This window comes from Actinomadura graeca (assembly GCF_019175365.1).
Taxonomy (GTDB): Bacteria; Actinomycetota; Actinomycetes; order Streptosporangiales; family Streptosporangiaceae; genus Spirillospora; species Spirillospora graeca.
In genome coordinates, this window is sequence record NZ_CP059572.1 from 7,798,171 (window position 1) to 7,813,320 (window position 15,150).

The 15,150-nt window shown below is 74.2% G+C and carries 19 protein-coding genes; 13 read left to right on the plus strand and 6 right to left on the minus strand.

Going from position 1 to position 15,150, the window contains the following annotated elements:
- Position 1: 1 nt before the first annotated feature.
- The 6 genes from AGRA3207_RS34745 (at position 2) to AGRA3207_RS34770 (ending at position 3,452) form a co-directional block, all read left to right on the plus strand.
- The gene (locus AGRA3207_RS34745) at positions 2 to 157 is read left to right on the plus strand and encodes a hypothetical protein (RefSeq protein ID WP_231331464.1); all 156 of its coding nucleotides are present in this window, start codon (positions 2 to 4) and stop codon (positions 155 to 157) included.
- On the plus strand, positions 154 to 792 hold the full coding sequence (gene hisH / locus AGRA3207_RS34750; RefSeq protein WP_231331465.1) for an imidazole glycerol phosphate synthase subunit HisH: 639 nt from the start codon (positions 154 to 156) through the stop codon (positions 790 to 792). The genes AGRA3207_RS34745 and hisH overlap by 4 nt, the downstream gene beginning before the upstream one ends.
- Positions 793 to 833: 41 nt before the next feature.
- Positions 834 to 1,553, plus strand: coding sequence for a bifunctional 1-(5-phosphoribosyl)-5-((5-phosphoribosylamino)methylideneamino)imidazole-4-carboxamide isomerase/phosphoribosylanthranilate isomerase PriA (priA, locus tag AGRA3207_RS34755; protein ID WP_231331466.1), 720 nt, complete (start codon positions 834 to 836; stop codon positions 1,551 to 1,553).
- The gene (gene hisF / locus AGRA3207_RS34760; protein WP_231331467.1) at positions 1,550 to 2,311 is read left to right on the plus strand and encodes an imidazole glycerol phosphate synthase subunit HisF; all 762 of its coding nucleotides are present in this window, start codon (positions 1,550 to 1,552) and stop codon (positions 2,309 to 2,311) included. The genes priA and hisF overlap by 4 nt, the downstream gene beginning before the upstream one ends.
- A 133-nt stretch (positions 2,312 to 2,444) precedes the next feature.
- Positions 2,445 to 3,023 carry a hypothetical protein gene (locus AGRA3207_RS34765; protein WP_231331468.1) on the plus strand — a complete coding sequence of 193 codons (579 nt, stop codon included), beginning with the start codon at positions 2,445 to 2,447 and terminating at the stop codon, positions 3,021 to 3,023.
- A 144-nt stretch (positions 3,024 to 3,167) separates the two neighbouring features.
- Positions 3,168 to 3,452 (plus strand): hypothetical protein, encoded by a 285-nt coding sequence (locus AGRA3207_RS34770; RefSeq protein WP_231331469.1) that lies wholly within the window; start codon positions 3,168 to 3,170, stop codon positions 3,450 to 3,452.
- Between the two features lie 32 nt (positions 3,453 to 3,484).
- Here AGRA3207_RS34770 and AGRA3207_RS34775 read toward each other — a convergent pair whose 3' ends face one another.
- Positions 3,485 to 4,660 carry a winged helix DNA-binding domain-containing protein gene (locus tag AGRA3207_RS34775; protein WP_231331470.1) on the minus strand — a complete coding sequence of 392 codons (1,176 nt, stop codon included), beginning with the start codon at positions 4,658 to 4,660 and terminating at the stop codon, positions 3,485 to 3,487.
- A 52-nt stretch (positions 4,661 to 4,712) separates the two neighbouring features.
- The gene (locus AGRA3207_RS34780; protein WP_231331471.1) at positions 4,713 to 5,045 is read right to left on the minus strand and encodes a hypothetical protein; all 333 of its coding nucleotides are present in this window, start codon (positions 5,043 to 5,045) and stop codon (positions 4,713 to 4,715) included.
- 143 nt (positions 5,046 to 5,188) lie between these two features.
- On the opposite strand from AGRA3207_RS34780, the gene AGRA3207_RS34785 reads away from it, so the two are divergent.
- Positions 5,189 to 5,845 carry a phosphorylase family protein gene (locus AGRA3207_RS34785; protein WP_231331472.1) on the plus strand — a complete coding sequence of 219 codons (657 nt, stop codon included), beginning with the start codon at positions 5,189 to 5,191 and terminating at the stop codon, positions 5,843 to 5,845.
- Between the two features lie 83 nt (positions 5,846 to 5,928).
- Here the strand turns inward: AGRA3207_RS34785 and AGRA3207_RS34790 are convergent, their stop codons facing one another.
- From AGRA3207_RS34790 to AGRA3207_RS34805, 4 genes are all read right to left on the minus strand, one after another.
- Positions 5,929 to 6,372, minus strand: a complete 444-nt coding sequence (locus AGRA3207_RS34790; protein WP_231331473.1) for a hypothetical protein — start codon at positions 6,370 to 6,372, stop codon at positions 5,929 to 5,931.
- 101 nt (positions 6,373 to 6,473) lie between these two features.
- Positions 6,474 to 7,724 carry a hypothetical protein gene (locus AGRA3207_RS34795; protein WP_231331475.1) on the minus strand — a complete coding sequence of 417 codons (1,251 nt, stop codon included), beginning with the start codon at positions 7,722 to 7,724 and terminating at the stop codon, positions 6,474 to 6,476.
- A 72-nt stretch (positions 7,725 to 7,796) separates the two neighbouring features.
- Positions 7,797 to 9,653 (minus strand): ABC transporter ATP-binding protein, encoded by a 1,857-nt coding sequence (locus AGRA3207_RS34800; protein ID WP_231331476.1) that lies wholly within the window; start codon positions 9,651 to 9,653, stop codon positions 7,797 to 7,799.
- Positions 9,650 to 11,488 (minus strand): ABC transporter ATP-binding protein, encoded by a 1,839-nt coding sequence (locus AGRA3207_RS34805; protein WP_231331477.1) that lies wholly within the window; start codon positions 11,486 to 11,488, stop codon positions 9,650 to 9,652. Before AGRA3207_RS34805 ends, AGRA3207_RS34800 begins: the two co-directional genes overlap by 4 nt.
- A 138-nt stretch (positions 11,489 to 11,626) precedes the next feature.
- Between AGRA3207_RS34805 and AGRA3207_RS34810 the strand changes: the two genes are divergently transcribed.
- From AGRA3207_RS34810 to AGRA3207_RS34835, 6 genes are all read left to right on the plus strand, one after another.
- Positions 11,627 to 12,295 (plus strand): TIGR03085 family metal-binding protein, encoded by a 669-nt coding sequence (locus AGRA3207_RS34810; RefSeq protein WP_231331478.1) that lies wholly within the window; start codon positions 11,627 to 11,629, stop codon positions 12,293 to 12,295.
- Positions 12,296 to 12,547: 252 nt separating this feature from the next.
- Positions 12,548 to 12,754, plus strand: coding sequence for a cold-shock protein (locus AGRA3207_RS34815; RefSeq protein WP_018657218.1), 207 nt, complete (start codon positions 12,548 to 12,550; stop codon positions 12,752 to 12,754).
- Between the two features lie 89 nt (positions 12,755 to 12,843).
- Entirely contained in the window at positions 12,844 to 13,227 is a 384-nt protein-coding gene (gene hisI, locus AGRA3207_RS34820; protein WP_231331480.1) for a phosphoribosyl-AMP cyclohydrolase, read from the plus strand.
- Positions 13,224 to 13,802 (plus strand): Trp biosynthesis-associated membrane protein, encoded by a 579-nt coding sequence (locus AGRA3207_RS34825; protein WP_231331481.1) that lies wholly within the window; start codon positions 13,224 to 13,226, stop codon positions 13,800 to 13,802. Before hisI ends, AGRA3207_RS34825 begins: the two co-directional genes overlap by 4 nt.
- Positions 13,799 to 14,464 carry a winged helix-turn-helix transcriptional regulator gene (locus AGRA3207_RS34830; protein WP_231331482.1) on the plus strand — a complete coding sequence of 222 codons (666 nt, stop codon included), beginning with the start codon at positions 13,799 to 13,801 and terminating at the stop codon, positions 14,462 to 14,464. The genes AGRA3207_RS34825 and AGRA3207_RS34830 overlap by 4 nt, the downstream gene beginning before the upstream one ends.
- Before the next feature lie 250 nt (positions 14,465 to 14,714).
- Positions 14,715 to 15,122, plus strand: coding sequence for a DUF2752 domain-containing protein (locus AGRA3207_RS34835; RefSeq protein WP_231331483.1), 408 nt, complete (start codon positions 14,715 to 14,717; stop codon positions 15,120 to 15,122).
- Positions 15,123 to 15,150 lie beyond the last annotated feature (28 nt).

Here is a 15,150-nt window from a genome sequence, read left to right on the forward strand (position 1 = left end):
CGTGGAGTTCACCTTCGGCAACGTCGCGATCTTCGCGGTGGCGCTGTTCCTGCTGGCGGGCGTCTACAGCTTCGTCAAGCAGGGACTGAAGATCGCCGCGCTGGCCGTGCTGGTGCTGGCGTGCCTGGCGTTCGCGGGGGGTGTGATGTGGCTGTGAGGAAGGTCGTCGTCCTGGACTACGGCTCGGGCAACCTCCGCTCGGCCGAGCGCGCCGTCGCCCGCGCCGGCGCCGACGTCACGGTCACCGCCGACTGGGACGCCGCGCTCGCCGCCGACGGGCTGGTCGTCCCCGGCGTCGGCGCGTTCGCCGCCTGCATGGCGGGCCTGCGCTCGGTCCGCGGCGACCAGATCATCGGCCGCCGCCTCGCGGGGGGCCGTCCCGTCCTCGGCATCTGCGTCGGCATGCAGATCCTGTTCACCAAGGGCATCGAGCACGGCGTGACCACCGAGGGCTGCGACGAGTGGCCCGGCACCGTCGACCGGCTGGAGGCCCCCGTCGTGCCCCACATGGGCTGGAGCACGGTGGACGCCCCGTCCGGATCCGTCCTGTTCGACGGCATGGACGCCGGCACCCGCTTCTACTTCGTGCACTCCTACGCCGTCCGCCACTGGGACCTGGAGCCCGACCCGGCCGGGCGCCTGGAGCCGCCGCTCGTCACGTGGGCCGAGCACGGCGGCCCGTTCGTCGCCGCGGTGGAGAACGGCCCCCTGTCGGCGACCCAGTTCCACCCCGAGAAGTCCGGCGACGCCGGAGCGGCGCTCCTGCGCAACTGGCTCACCGGCCTCGCCTGACCGTCCGTCCGCCCTGCCATCCGCATCGATTGGGTTCCCGCATGACTCTGACGCTCCTTCCCGCGGTCGACGTCGCCGACGGCCAGGCCGTGCGCCTGGTCCAGGGCGAGGCCGGTTCCGAGACCTCCTACGGCGCGCCGCTCGACGCCGCGCTGGCCTGGCAGGAGGCGGGGGCGGAGTGGATCCATCTGGTCGACCTGGACGCGGCGTTCGGCCGGGGCTCCAACCGGGGGCTGCTGGCCGAGGTGACCGGGCGGCTGGACGTGCGGGTGGAGCTGTCGGGCGGCATCCGCGACGACGCCTCGCTGGAGGCGGCGCTCGCCACCGGCTGCGCCCGGGTCAACATCGGGACCGCGGCGCTGGAGGACCCCGCGTGGTGCCGGAAGATCATCGCCTCGCACGGCGAGCGGATCGCGGTGGGGCTGGACGTGCGCGGCACGACCCTCGCCGCCCGCGGCTGGACGCGCGAGGGCGGCGACCTGTGGGAGGTCCTCGACCGGCTGGAGGACGACGGCTGCCCCCGCTACGTGGTCACCGACGTCACCAAGGACGGCACGCTCCGCGGCCCCAACACCGGCCTCCTGCGCGAGGTGTGCTCCCGCACCGACCGGCCCGTCATCGCGTCCGGGGGCGTGTCGTCGCTGGACGACCTGCGCGCGCTCGCCGGGCTCGTCCCGGACGGCGTGGAGGGCGCGATCGTCGGGAAGGCGCTGTACGCGGGGGCGTTCACGCTGGAAGAGGCACTGGAGGCCGTGAAGTGAGCGTCGCCGTGCGGGTCATCCCGTGCCTGGACGTGGACGCCGGGCGGGTGGTCAAGGGCGTCAACTTCCAGAACCTGCGCGACGCCGGCGACCCCGTCGAGCTGGCCCGCCGCTACGACGCGGAGGGCGCCGACGAGCTGACGTTCCTCGACATCACCGCCTCCAGCGGCGACCGGTCCACCACGTACGAGGTGGTGCGCCGCACGGCCGAGCAGGTGTTCATCCCGCTGACGGTCGGCGGCGGCGTCCGCACGGTGGACGACGTCGACCGGCTGCTGCGCGCGGGCGCCGACAAGGTGTCGGTCAACACCGCCGCCATCGCCCGGCCGGAGTTCCTGCGTGAGGCCGCGCGGCGGTTCGGGTCGCAGTGCGTGGTGCTGTCGGTGGACGCCCGGCGCGCCGCGGGCACGGAGTCGGGCTTCGAGGTGACCACGCACGGCGGCCGGGAGGGGACGGGCATCGACGCGGTCGGGTGGGCCCGCCGGGGCCAGGAGCTCGGCGTCGGGGAGATCCTGCTCAACTCCATGGACGCCGACGGCACCAAGGCCGGGTTCGACCTGGAGATGCTCGGCCGTGTCCGCGAGGCCGTCACGGTGCCCGTCATCGCCAGCGGCGGCGCCGGGGACGTGACGCACTTCGCGCCCGCCGTGGACGCGGGCGCCGACGCGGTGCTCGCCGCGAGCGTCTTCCACTTCGGGCAGCTGACGATCGGGGACGTCAAGGCCGCGCTCGGCGCCGCGGGGCATCCCGTCCGCTGACCGGCGGACCTGGACCGGCCGTCCCCGCCGCTGGCGGGCCGGCCGTTTCTCTGAGATCGTGGCGCTCGACGACACGGCTAGGGGGAGAACGACGATGTGGCCCGGGTCGAATCCGCCGATCGGACCGCCGCCCATGGGCCCGCCGCCCGCGGGCCCGCCGTGGTCACCGCCGCCGCCGGTCAAGCCGAGCGCCGGATGGTACGCCCTGCCGGTCCTGTTCACGCTCGTGGCCGTGGTCGGCCTGGCCGTCGTCCTCGCCCTCTTCCTGGACGACTCCAACGTCGCCGAGGGCCCGTCGGCGTCCGGCGACCCGCGGGCGGGCCTGCGCGTCGAGCTGACCGAGGGGCACACCTACTTCGTCTACGTCCGGGACGGCTCGCCCGTCCCCTACTCGTGCTCGCTGCGGCAGGGGACGGAGACGGGCACCGTCGCGCTGACCCGCAGGAACTCCTGGAGCGCCTCCGACCACGCCGGCTACGACTACGCCGCCACGTTCGAGGCCCCGCTGAACGGGACGGCCCTGCTGACCTGCCGCGGCACCGGCGCCCGGATGCTGGTGACGCCCGACGACACCGCGGACTTCTACCTGGGCGTCGCCGTCCTGGGCGCTGTGCTCCTCGGCGTCCTGGCCATCCTGGCGTTCATCTTCCTGCCGGTACGGCGCGGCAACGCCAAGCGCCGTGCCGCGGCCGCGCGCGCGTACCCCTACTGACGCGTCGCCGCCCGGGATTCCTGCCATGGGCGGCCAAGGGCGTTTTGTGAAATGCCCGACCGGGGAGGGTGGAAGCGGACGGCCACGCCGCCCGGTGGCACGGCGCCGCCGCCGCGCGGTGCGCCGGGACGGAAGGTGACCGCCGTGAGCGGACCGTACGAGACCGAGGACGACGCCTTCACCGAGGTGCGCGACATCTACGCCGGGTTCGGCAAACGCGGTGTGATGCAGGCCCGGACGCTCGACCTGCTGCTGCGCGTCTGCGCCGAGCACGGAATCGAGCTGGGCGACTACGACCGGCGGGTGCTCCGCTGGCTGTCGGCGCAGCCCCCCGAGACCGCCCAGGTCATCGCCGCCCTGATCGCCCGTGCGGCGCCCTCGCGGCGTGCCGGGGTGACCGGCGACGCCCAGCGTCCGGCACCGGTCTGACGCGCCGCGGGGCCGGGAGCCCGCGGGCAGGGTCATGCCGTGAGCTCGCGTTCCAGGGGAGTGCGGAAACGCGGGATCGCGCGGACGTCGCCGTACCAGGCGGCCATCCGCGCGGCCTCACGGTCGACGGCGGCGCGGGCGTCGGCGCCGACGTCCTCCAGGAACCGCACGGCGATCTCGCCGTCCGCGCGCTGGGCCCAGCCGCCGACGATGCGGCCGTCCCACCAGACGGTCGGGCCGATGTTGCCGTTCCGGTCGAACAGCGCGGGCCGGTGGGGGCCGAGGAACCAGTCGCGTTCCTGCCAGCCCATCGGCGTCGGGTCGAGGGCGGGCAGCAGCGCCGCCCACGGCTGGGGCTCGGCGGCGGGCTCCAGGTCGTCGGCCATGACGAGGCCCGTGGTGCCGCCGAGGTCCACCTCGGTCACGTCCAGGAGGGCCAGGGCCTTGCGGACCTCTCCGAGGGTCCAGCCCGTCCACCACCGCAGGTCACCGATGGGCGCCGGGCCGAACGCGCGCAGCCAGCGTTCCGCGAGCGCGGCGCGGGCGTCGTCGGCGGGCATCGCGGGGATCCCGCCGGGCAGCCACGCCTCGACCGGCGACCACCGGTACTGGCTGCTGATCCACGAGCCGTTCGGGCGGCCCCGGACGATCAGGCCCTCGCAGCCGAGCGTGACCAGGACCCACGTCGTGATGTTGGTGGGCCGCGAGTAGGACTTGCCGGGCGCGGGGTCGACCTGCGTGCGCAGCCGCGGCTCGTCGGCGCCGAGCTGCGCGCCGGTCGCCTCGCCGCGGGCCAGCAGCGCCCGGTGGGCGCCCTCCTCCACCTCGCGGAAGAACGCGGCGGCGTCCTCGACGACGCCCGCCTGCCCGATGAACCGGGTGTAGGTGCGGCGCTGCTTGGCCGCCAGCGCGTTCGCGGTGGAAAACTGCAGGACCGGGACGAGCTCGACCGGCGCGACGAACATCGTGCGGCGCATCGCCAGCATCCGCAGCAGGGTCCGGTCGTCGTACAGGGCCCGCTCCACCATGGCCGGCACGGCCCGGACGCTGCGGGCCGCCACGGACAGGAACACCGTGGCCGGGTCGGTGGCGTGCAGCACCACGAGGGACCGGGCGATCCCGGCGACGTCGTCGGTCCGCCCGGCGGCGGCCAGCCGGTGCCGGACGCCCAGCCGGGCGCGCCGCTCGGCGATGGTCATCGAACGCATGAACGAATACTACGCGGAGCGGGCGCCCTGCCCGGCGGGGTCCCGGCCGCGCTCAGCCGCTGTGCGAGAACTTCACGACGACGTTGTCCTTGGTGACGGACTGGACCGAGACGTCGAACCCTTCCGCCTGGTCGCCGCCGCCCCGCGGCACGGTCACCGTCTGGCCGGCGACCTTCAGGGTGACGGTGTTGCCCTGGACGCTCACCAGCTCGGTCTTCACACCGAGGACGGAGGCGCTCGCGTCGACGCCCCGGTCGAACGTCACCGTGCACGAGTTGGCGTTGCAGTCGGTCTTGCTGTTCTCGCCGCCGCAGGCGGCGAGGCCCCCGAGGGGCAGCAGCAGGAGGGGCAGGACGGCCAGCTTCCGGCGTACGGAGGAGGTCATGCCGGCGAGTCTAGAGGCCGCGGGGCCCTCCGCCCGTCCTCCCGCGGGCGGGATTCACCGGGCGGCGGGTAGTCCTCCACGGTGACGCCGTGTCGTCGGCGCGCGAGCTGGATCTTCGCCGGGCACCGTGTTTCGCTGGGGGGATGACCTGTGAAGACGCCTGGCGGCCGATGGTCGGGCCGGTGGTGTGCGCCGGGCTGCGGATGGAGGCGCGCGCGGTGCGGCGCGGCCTGACCCGCATCCCGGTCGTGGTGGTCGGCTACCGTGCCCGCCGCGCCGACCGGCTGCCGGCGGCGTGCGCCGCCCTCGTGGCGATGGGGTTCGGCGGCGCGCTCGACGAGCGGCTCCGCCCGGGGGACGTCCTGGTCGCGGACGAGATCCGCGGCGGCGCCGGGCCGGTGCCGTGCCGCGCCGCGCACATGCTGGCCGGCGAGCTGATCCGGGACGGCCTCAGCGTGCAGGTCGGGCCGCTGGTGACCACCGACCACATCGTGGGGCGCGCGGAGCGGGCGCTCTGGGCGGCAGGGGGCGCGCGCATGGCCGACATGGAGTCGGCCGTGATCGCCGCCCGCGCGGGAGGCAGGCCGGTCGCCGCCGTCCGCGTCGTCGTCGATGGACCCGGGCATCCGCTGCTGCACCCGGGGACGGTGGCCCGCGGGATCGCCGCGCGCCGGGTCCTGGCCCGCACCGGCCCCGCGCTGGAGCGGTGGGGCGCCCTCCTGGTCAGCGGGGGCGCCGGGCACGGCGACGGTGCCGGTGACGCCGACGGCATCGGGGACGGAGGCGTCCGCACCCCGTGAGGCGCTCCCCGTGAGGCGCGCCCTGTGAGGCGCACCCCCGTGAGGCAAGCCCTGTGACGGCGTCGCCGGAGGGGCCGGCCGTCCTAGCTGTGCTTCATCCCGGGCATCTCGCCGTGCGACTCGCCGGACGTGATGCGGCCGCCCAGGTCCTTCTGGAGGGACTGGAGGGTCGCCGGGGTGCTCACCGCGACCCACCGCGTCCCGACCAGGTACGAGCCGCCCCAGGGCTTGGCCTCCTCCATCCAGGCGGTCATGCCCTTGTCGGAGGTGAAGCTCACCAGGACGTACCGCCCGCGCGAGTTCGTGCAGTTGCCCTGCTCAAGCTCCTGGGCCTTGCGCTGCCCGGTCAGCGTGCACCCGGTCCGTGAGGCGAGCTGGTCGAGGCTGGCCGGGGTGCCCTCCCTCTCCGAGCCGCCGCCGGACGCCTCGGACTTGCCGGAGCAGCCCGCCGCCAGCGGCAGCGTGAGCGCGGCGACGCCGCACAGCAGCCCAGTCCTGATCGCTCCGAGGTGGTGCGTGGAGCCCATGGCCGTTCCTCCCGGGTGAGATGCGCGATTCCGACGGTGCAATACGCATCCCGCCTCGGGCGGGGTTCAGTGCCGGCCCGGGCGGCGGTCCCGGCGGCGGCTCAGAGGCCGCGGGTCGCGGCGGCGGCCCGGATCCCGGGCTCCTCGGCGGTGTCGAGGTGCAGCCGCTGCAGGCGGATCCGCGTGTCCTCGGTGAGCGGCGCGGATCGCACCGCCTCCAGGCGGACGCCCTCCTCGCAGTCCCACAGCCCCTCGACGGTGTAGGACTCGGCGGTGTGCGGCGCGGTCCTCGTCAGGGCCGTCAGGATCCGGGGGCGAAGGTAGGCGTAGGTCGACTCGGTCCAAGCGGTCTTCAGCAACGGGACGGCCTCACCGGCGCGCAGCCGTCCAAGGCCCTCGATCGGGCTCGCCGCGTCGTGCCACTCGCTCCGGCCCACGGCGCCGCGCAGCTCGTCCATGAGGAAGGGGATGTCCTGGCGTGTCCCATAGCGCGCGAGGATCCGCAGTCCCATGTCCTCGCAGCCGCCCCTCTGGGCCGCCCACACGCGCGCACGAGGGAGCGTCTCAGGGCCGTACTCGCGCAAGGCCCGGCACACGGCCCCGCCGAACCGGCTGGGTCTGGCGGGCAGCAGCTCCTCCGCGAGGTCGAGCAGCGCGAGGGTCCTCCTGCGGCCCAGCTCGAAGATCGCGCCGATGGCGCCGTCGCCCTGGCGCCGGGCGAGGTCCAGGAGTTCGGCCTCGGTGCGCTCCCCGCGGTCGGCCGCCGCGCCCGCCGGCCTGCGCGCGCGCCCGGCCTCCCGCCGCCGCGCGAGCGCCTCGGCGATCCGCGGCTGCCGCGCCGCCCACGTCTCGATCACCGGGTTGTACCCGGCGGGGATGAGCATGCCGAGCGCGCGGTCGTCGCACCGGGCCGCGGCCAGCTCGTCGAGCCCGATCGTCAGCGAGGGGTCCCCGAGCTCCACGAGCGTGTCCAGGGCGTCGAACCAGTGCGCCCCCTCCTCGGCGTACCGGCGCAGGATCGGCGCCGCCTCGCGGCGGCTCAGCCGCACCAGGCGGGAGAGCACGTCCAGGGCCAGCTCGACCCGCCAGTCGCCTTGATCCGTATGGTCGGACGGATCGAACAGGTGCTCGGCCACCGGACCGGCCGGCAGCTCCAGATCGACCATCAGCCGGGCGTAGTACAGCCCGCGCGACTCGCACCGCGGATCCCACCGGGGATCCCGGCGGACGCAGTCGTAGACGTACTCGCCCGCCCCCGCGCGCTCCGCCGCGCGCCGCGCGGCCCTGCCCAGCCCCCGCTGCAGTTGACCATGCAGCGTGCCCGCCGATTCCAAGACGACCTCATTGCTCACTCAAGCAGAATGCGCACTCAAGCAGATAACGGGCAAGTGCTTTACCCCAGGTCGTGATGTCCTCACCCGGCATCACACCTCCCGCTGGGCGGTCCAGGAGGCGTGCAGGCCGGCGTACACGCCCGGCTCGGCCACCAGTTCGGCGTGCGGGCCGCGCTGGACGATCCGGCCCGCGTCGAACACGATGACCTCGTCCGCCGCCTCGGCCGTGGACAGCCGGTGCGCGATGGAGATCGCCGTCCGCCCCCGGGTGACGCCGTCCAGCGCCCGCTGGATGCGGACCTCGGTGGCGGGGTCGACGGCGGAGGTCGCCTCGTCCAGGACGAGCAGGTCCGGGTCGGCGACGTAGGCCCGGGCCAGCGCGACCAGCTGCCGCTCGCCCGCCGACAGCGACTCGCCACGCTGGCCGACGGGCGTGTCCAGGCCCTCGGGGAGCCCGTCCAGCCAGTCGGCCAGCCCCAGCTCGGTCATGGCGAGGACCAGGTCCTCGTCGGACGCGCCGGGCCTTCCGTACCGGACGTTGTCGGCGAGCGAGGCATCGAACAGGAAGCCGTCCTGCGGGACCATGACGACGCGCTCCCGCAGCGACGAGAACCGCACCCGGCCGAGCGGCACCCCGTCCACGAGCACCCGGCCGGACGTGGGGTCCATGAGCCGCGTGAGGAGCTTGGCGAACGTCGTCTTGCCCGACCCGGTCTGCCCGACGATCGCGACGCGGCTGCGGGGCTCGATCGTCACGTCCACGCCGTGCAGGACGGGCGGCCCGCCCGGATAGGCGAAGCCCACGGACTCGAACCGCACCTCGATCGGGCCGCGCGGCAGCACCTCGCCGTCCTCGCCGGGGTCCGCCACGTCGGGGACGGTGTCCAGCACGCCGAGCACCCTCCGCCATCCCGCGATGGCGTTCTGCGCCTCGTTGAGGACCTCCGTGGCGGTCTGCAGCGGGCTGACGAACAGGGTCACCAGGAACAGGAACGCCACCAGCTCACCGGCCGTCAGCCGCCCGTCCACGCCCAGCAGGACGCCCACGACGACCACCCCGGCCGTGGCCAGCGCGGCGACCAGCTCGCTCACCGGGAAGGTGAGCGCGACCAGCCCCTGGGCGCGCGTCTGCGCCGTGCGGTGCGCCTCCACGGTCTCGTCCACCCGCCGCCCGGTGCGCTCCTCCGACGCGTACGCGCGGATGACCGGCGCGCCGACCACCGACTCGCTCACCGCCGCCAGCAGGTCGCCCATGCGCTCGCGGACCCGCGTGTAGGCGGCGGACACGATCCGCTGGAAGCGGCGCAGCGCGAACACCAGCGGCAGGAACGCCACCCACACCAGCAGGGCGAGCTGCCAGGAGTACACCAGCATCAGCACGCTCGCCACCACCAGCTGGCCCATCGACACGATGAACATCAGCCCGCCGGACTGCATGAACGTGCTGATCTGGTCGACGTCGCCCGTCACCCGCGACACCAGCGCGCCGCGCCGCTCCCCGCTCTGGGTGAGCATCGACAGGTCGTGGACGTGCCGGAACGCCTTCACCCGCAGGCCCGCCAAGCCGCCCTCGGACGTCCGGTACAGCCGCACGTTCATCGCGTACGCGCACAGCGCGGTCAGCAGGACCGCGGCCCCGCAGAGCAGCACCGCCGTCCGGATGAACGCGATGTCGGGGCCGCCGGGACGGCCGAGGCCCTTGTCGATCGTCTGCTGGACGGCGATGGGGACCACCACCCGTCCCGCCGTCGAGGCCAGGGCCAGCGCCAGCGTCCCCGCCAGCCCCGCCCGGAACTCGGGGCTCAGCCGCAGCCCCCGCCGCAGCGTGCTCAGCGCGCCCTCTTCCGCGGCCTGCCCGCTCAGGCCCGTGCTCCTGGGGGCCGTCCCGCCCGGGGCCGCCCTCTCCGGAGCGGTGCCCTTCGGAGCCGTCCTGTCCGACACCGTCATGCCAGAGCCTCCTCGCCGCCCTCGATCGCCTCTTGCTCCGCCTCGGCGCGCTCATAGGCGTTGACGAGGTCGCGGTAGCCCGTGGAGCGCTCCAGCAGCTCGGCGTGGGATCCCCGCCCCATGACACGGCCGTGTTCCAGGTAGACCACCTCGTCGGCCAAGGCGATCGTGGCCTTGCGGTAGGCGACGACCACGACGGTCGATCCCGACCCGTCACCGGACGAGCGCGCCTCCCGGAGGCCCTCCAGGATGCGCGCCTCCACACGTGGGTCCACGCTGGACGTCGCGTCGTCCAGGACGAGCAGCCGCGGCCGCCGCACCAGCGCGCGCGCCAGCGCGAGCCTCTGCCGCTGACCGCCGGAGAGCGTCGCCCCGCGCTCGCCCACCTTCGTGTCCAGGCCGTCCGCGAGCGCCGCGACGAAACCCTCCGCCTGCGCGAGCCGGAGGGCCTCCCACACCCGCTCGTCCGGGACGTCCAAACCGAGCGTGACGTTCCCGCGGACGGTGTCGTCGAACAGGAACGTCTGCTGGGGGACCAGGGCGGCGGTGGCGGCCACACCGCCCCGCCGCACCTCCCGCACGTCCACCCCGTCCAGCAGGACGGATCCGTCGCCCGGATCGACAAGCCTCACCAGCAGCGAGGTGAGCGTGGACTTGCCCGACCCGGTCGGACCCACCACCGCGACCGTCCGGCCCGCGGACACGCCGAACGACACATCGTGCAGCACCCGCCGCGCGCCGTTGGCGCTCTCATAGGCGAAGCGCACGCCGCGGACCTCCAATGCCGCCGCCCCGCTCCCGCCGAGCGTGCCGTCACCGAACGGGAGGGAGCCTCCGGCGTCCAGGACGCCCCGCACCCGCTCCCAGCCCACGACACTGCGCGGCACCTCGGCCAGCACCCAGCCCAGCGCCCTGATCGGCCAAGCCAACAGCGTGAACAGGTACGCCACGTGCACCAGGTCGCCGGCGGTCATCGCGCCCGCCTCCAGCCGCAGCGACCCGATCAGCAGCACGGCGAGCACGCCCAGGCTGGGCAGCGCCTCCAGCACCGGGTCGAACAGCCCCCTGATCCGGCCGACCGCCACGTTCGCGTCCCGCAGCGCCGCCGCCTCCGCCTCGAACCGCGCGGTCTCCGACGCCTCGCGGCCGAGCGTCTTGACGACCAGGCCGCCCTCGAAGCTCTCGTGCGCCACCTCGCTGACCCGGGCGCGCAGCTGCTGCGCTCGCGTCGCTACTGGCGCCAGCCGCCGCTGGTAGACGACGTTGACCAGCGCGATCGCCGGGAAGATCAGGAAGCCGACCGCCGCCACCGCGATGTCGGTCACCAGGATCGACACCGCCGCGATCAGCAGCATGAACACCACGCCGACCGCCATCGGCAGCGGCGCGATGGGCGCCCACACCGCCTCCACGTCGGCGTTGGCGTTCGACAGCAGCTGCCCGGTCGGATGCCGCTGGTGCCATGCCAGCGGCAGCCGCAGGTACTGCCGCGTCACCGCGCGCCGGTACGCGGCCTGCATCCGGTACTGCATGAGGCCCGCGTAGAACCGGCGTGCCGCGACGCCGAGCGCCTTGAGCGCCGCGACGCCCACGATCGCCAGCGCGGCCCCGGTCAGCGCCCCCGCGGTCGTGTGCCCCGACCTGAACGCCGGGAGCATCACCTCCTCGGTCGCCCAGCCGAGCACCTGCGCGGTCGCGACCGTCGTCACCGCGTACAGCGCGCTGGCGAGGACGGAGATCGTGAAGACCCGGGGCTCGGCCCGGACCGCCACCCCCAGCACGCGGATTCCCTCGCGCAACACGGACGGCCCGGCGCGTCTGGACGCAGGTGGCACGGCGACTCCTCGATCGGCGGTGACCCGGGGGGAATGCCCCCTGAGTTCCGCGCTCGGGGGGTTTGCGGGCCTGGATATGCCTACCACCGCCGCCGGGTGCTTATTCCCGGCCGCGCGGGCGCGGCTTACGATCAAGTAATGAGCGCGACCGTGACCGACCCCGTGCGCGGAGAGCGCCGGCTGCTGGCCGCCGCCCTCGCCGAGGCGGGTCCCGGGGCGCCCACCCGGTGCGTCGGCTGGGACGCCCGCGACCTCGCGGCCCATCTGGTCGTCCGCGAGGGCCGCCCGGACGCCGGGGCCGGAATACTCCTGCCCCCGCTCGCCTTCTACACCGAGCGCGTCCGGCGCCGCACGGCGCGTGCCGTCCCCTTCGACAAGCTGGTGGAACGCTTTCGGCAAGGTCCGCCGAAGTTCTCCCCCTACACGCTTCCCGGTGTGGACAAAATCGCCAACGCGGTCGAGTTCTTTGTCCACCACGAGGACATCCTGCGGGCACGTCCGGACTGGCAGCCCAGGGAGCTGCCCGCCGAACTCGAGGAGCTTCTCTGGCGAAGGATAAAAATTGCCCGCTTTGTCCTAAGAAAAGTTCACGTTGAGGTAACACTCGTCCAGCCGGACGGCCGCAGCGTGCGGGTCTCCGGCGCCGGGCGGGCCGGACGCGGCGGTGCGCGGGGCCCGGTGCGCGTGCACGGCCCCGTAGGGGAACTCGTCCTGTGGGCCCTGGGCCGGGGGGACGTCGCGCGCGTCCGCCTCACGGGCGCCACGGACTCTGTCAAGACCCTGACCGAGACCGGTTGGAGTCTTTAACGGGCAGGTAACGGCAGGGTTCGCCAAGAGAAGAAACGCAAGCCTTGCGGCTCCTCCGCTTTACGCGGAACCGGTGATACGGTGGGCCCGTCGGTTGCAGTCGTGGTTCTCGATCGTTTGTCCAGACGCCCGCGGACTGATGGCAGCGGGCGTTTTGGCTTTTCCGGGACCGTACCGGGGGCGAGGGCGTTCCGCAGCGACCGCGCCGGGCCCGCGAGGTGTGGGCCCGTGTTTTGCCGCAAGGAGAAAGACATGCCCCAGCAGGGCACCGTGAAGTGGTTCAACGCCGAGAAGGGCTTCGGTTTCATCGCCGTCGACGGCGGCGGACCGGACGTCTTCGTGCACTACTCGGCGATCCAGTCCTCCGGATACCGCACGCTGGACGAGAACCAGCGCGTCCAGTTCGAGGTGACGCAGGGTAACCGGGGTCCGCAGGCCGACCAGGTCGTCCCCCTGTAACACCCGCAGTCGTACGTCAGGGCCCGTCCCCCCTCCCGGGGGGCCGGGCCCTTTCGTGTCCCGGCACCGCACCCGGCACAATGGACCGCATGTCAGCCCGACCGTCCAACCTGGACCCCACGATCGCGGAGCGCCTGAAGCGCGACCCCGCCGGCCTCCTGCCCGCCATCGCCCAGCAGTACGACACCGGCGAGGTGCTCATGCTCGGCTGGATGGACGACGAGGCCCTCCACCGCACCCTCACCACCGGCCGCTGCACCTACTGGTCCCGCAGCCGCCAGGAGTACTGGGTGAAGGGCGAGAGCTCGGGGCACCAGCAGTGGGTCAAGTCCGTCGCGCTCGACTGCGACTCCGACGCCATCCTCGTCAAGGTCGACCAGGTCGGCGCCGCCTGCCACACCGGCGACCGCACCTGCTGGGACGCCGACGTCCTGGACGCCGTGGTCGGGGAACGCCCTGACACCGGCTCATGACCCCCGGCCGTGAACGCGGCCTGACGGCGCTGCTGTGCGCCGCCGGCGCCGGGCTCGCGCTGCTCGCCGCCGGCCGCACCTGGGCCACCGTGCACGCCGGGGACTCCATCACCCCCGTCGCGCACCACCTCAGCGGCCGCGACCTCGGCGGGACGTCCGCCGCCCTCGCCCTCGCCGCCCTCGCCGGGCTCGCCGCCCTGTTCGCCACGTCCGGGCGCCCGCGCGCCGCCGTCGGCGGCCTCATCGCCGCGTTCGGCGCCGGGATCGCCTACGCCTCCGCCGCCTCCGTCCAGCGCTCCCACGTCCTGTCCGCCGTCGCCGGCCGCAGCACCCTGCTCAGCCTGGACGGACATCCCGGCATCGACGTGAACCTCTGGTGGATGGCCTCGGTGACCGGCGGCGTCGTCCTCGCCGCCGGCGGCCTGCTCACCCTCGCCCGCGGCGCCCGCTGGCCCGGCCTGTCGTCCCGCTACGACCGCGCCCCCAAGCCCGCCGCCCCCGACGACCCGTCCGCCCTGTGGAAGTCCCTCGACCGCGGCGAGGACCCGACGGCCCGCCCGAACGGCCGCCCGTGACCGCCGACGGTGGCGGCCTCGTCCTCGTCGCCGAGCACGACCCCGCCGTCGCCGAGCTCCAGCGCCGCTACCTCGCCCGCGAGGGCTTCGACGTCGAGATCGAACCCGACCCCGCCCGCGCCCCCGCCGCCGCCGCGAAGACCCGTCCCGACGCGGTCGTCCTCGACCTGTCCACCACCGCCCTGCCCGCCGACCTCTACCACCGCGTCGCCGACGCCGCCGCGCCCGCCCCCGTCATCGCCGTCACCGCCCCCCTCGACCCCGCCGCCCTCCGCGCCCTCGGCGACCACCACGTCGAACGCCCCTTCGCCCCCCGCGTCCTCATCACCGCCGTCGCCGAGGCCCTCCGCCGCACCGGCCCCCCCGAGCCCCCCGGCCTCCTCCACGCGGGCCAGGTCGCCCTCGACACCCACGGCCGCTCCGCCACCATCGGCGACCGCAAGATCGCCCTCACCGTCACCGAGTTCGACCTGCTCGAATTCCTGATGGGCAACCCCGGCCGCGTCTTCACCCGCGAACAGCTCCTCGACGCCGCCTGGGGCCCCGGCGCCGGCGCAGGCAGCCGCACCGTGGACGTCCACGTCGCCCAGCTCCGCGCCAAACTGGGCAAGGCCAGCCCCATCCGCACAGTCCGAGGAGTCGGCTACGTGCTGGACGGTTAGCTGGGGGCTGGTTCTCATTGGGGGGCGCCCCCCATACCCCCCGGCTGCGCGGCACGGGTCGCCTCCATTGCGCTCGCTCCGCTCGCTTCGTTGCGGGGACGCGGCGTGCCGGGGGAGGCCCGCTGCGCTCGCTGGCGCTCGCTCCGCGTGCCTCCTGAAACCGGTGATTGAGGCTCAACCTGCCGGGGTTGAGGCTCAAGCTGCTGTGGTCGGGGTTCGGAGATCGTTGGGGGTCCTCTACGGTTGAGGGGTGACGCTTGCGTCTTTGCGGGGGTTGTGGCGGCAGGGGGTCGTGCTGGGCGGGGTCGCGGCCGGGGTGCTGGTCGTCGCCAAGGTGGATCCCAATGAGCCCGGCCACTATCCCGGGTGCCCGTTCCTGTTCTTGACCGGGTACTACTGCCCGGGGTGCGGGGCCACGCGGCTGGTCCACGCGCTCGCACACGGGGACGTCGGGACGGCGTTCGGTTTCAACCCGGTGGTCTTCCTGCTCCTGCCCGTGTTCGGGTACTTGTACGTCCGGTGGACGGTCCTGGCGGCGCGGGGCCGGCCGATGCAGTCACAGCTGCTCCGGCCGGTGGCGGCCTATGGGCTCGTCGGTGTCCTGCTCGTCTTCTGGATCGTGCGCAACCTCCCCTTCGGGCAGGCGCTGGCCCCCTGAAGATCGAACCTCCACCACGACGGCTTGA

Bases quoted from the DNA above. Each gene is read 5' to 3' on its own strand.
- AGRA3207_RS34785 (WP_231331472.1), top strand. From the start codon at position 5,189: ATGACCTGTGAAGACGCCTGGCGGCCGATGGTCGGGCCGGTGGTGTGC.
- AGRA3207_RS34780 (WP_231331471.1), bottom strand. From the start codon at position 5,045: ATGACCTCCTCCGTACGCCGGAAGCTGGCCGTCCTGCCCCTCCTGCTG.
- AGRA3207_RS34765 (WP_231331468.1), top strand. From the start codon at position 2,445: ATGGGCCCGCCGCCCGCGGGCCCGCCGTGGTCACCGCCGCCGCCGGTC.
- hisI (WP_231331480.1), top strand. From the start codon at position 12,844: ATGTCAGCCCGACCGTCCAACCTGGACCCCACGATCGCGGAGCGCCTG.
- priA (WP_231331466.1), top strand. From the start codon at position 834: ATGACTCTGACGCTCCTTCCCGCGGTCGACGTCGCCGACGGCCAGGCC.
- AGRA3207_RS34815 (WP_018657218.1), top strand. From the start codon at position 12,548: ATGCCCCAGCAGGGCACCGTGAAGTGGTTCAACGCCGAGAAGGGCTTC.
- AGRA3207_RS34825 (WP_231331481.1), top strand. From the start codon at position 13,224: ATGACCCCCGGCCGTGAACGCGGCCTGACGGCGCTGCTGTGCGCCGCC.
- AGRA3207_RS34790 (WP_231331473.1), bottom strand. From the start codon at position 6,372: ATGGGCTCCACGCACCACCTCGGAGCGATCAGGACTGGGCTGCTGTGC.
- AGRA3207_RS34775 (WP_231331470.1), bottom strand. From the start codon at position 4,660: ATGCGTTCGATGACCATCGCCGAGCGGCGCGCCCGGCTGGGCGTCCGG.
- AGRA3207_RS34800 (WP_231331476.1), bottom strand. From the start codon at position 9,653: ATGACGGTGTCGGACAGGACGGCTCCGAAGGGCACCGCTCCGGAGAGG.
- AGRA3207_RS34810 (WP_231331478.1), top strand. From the start codon at position 11,627: ATGAGCGCGACCGTGACCGACCCCGTGCGCGGAGAGCGCCGGCTGCTG.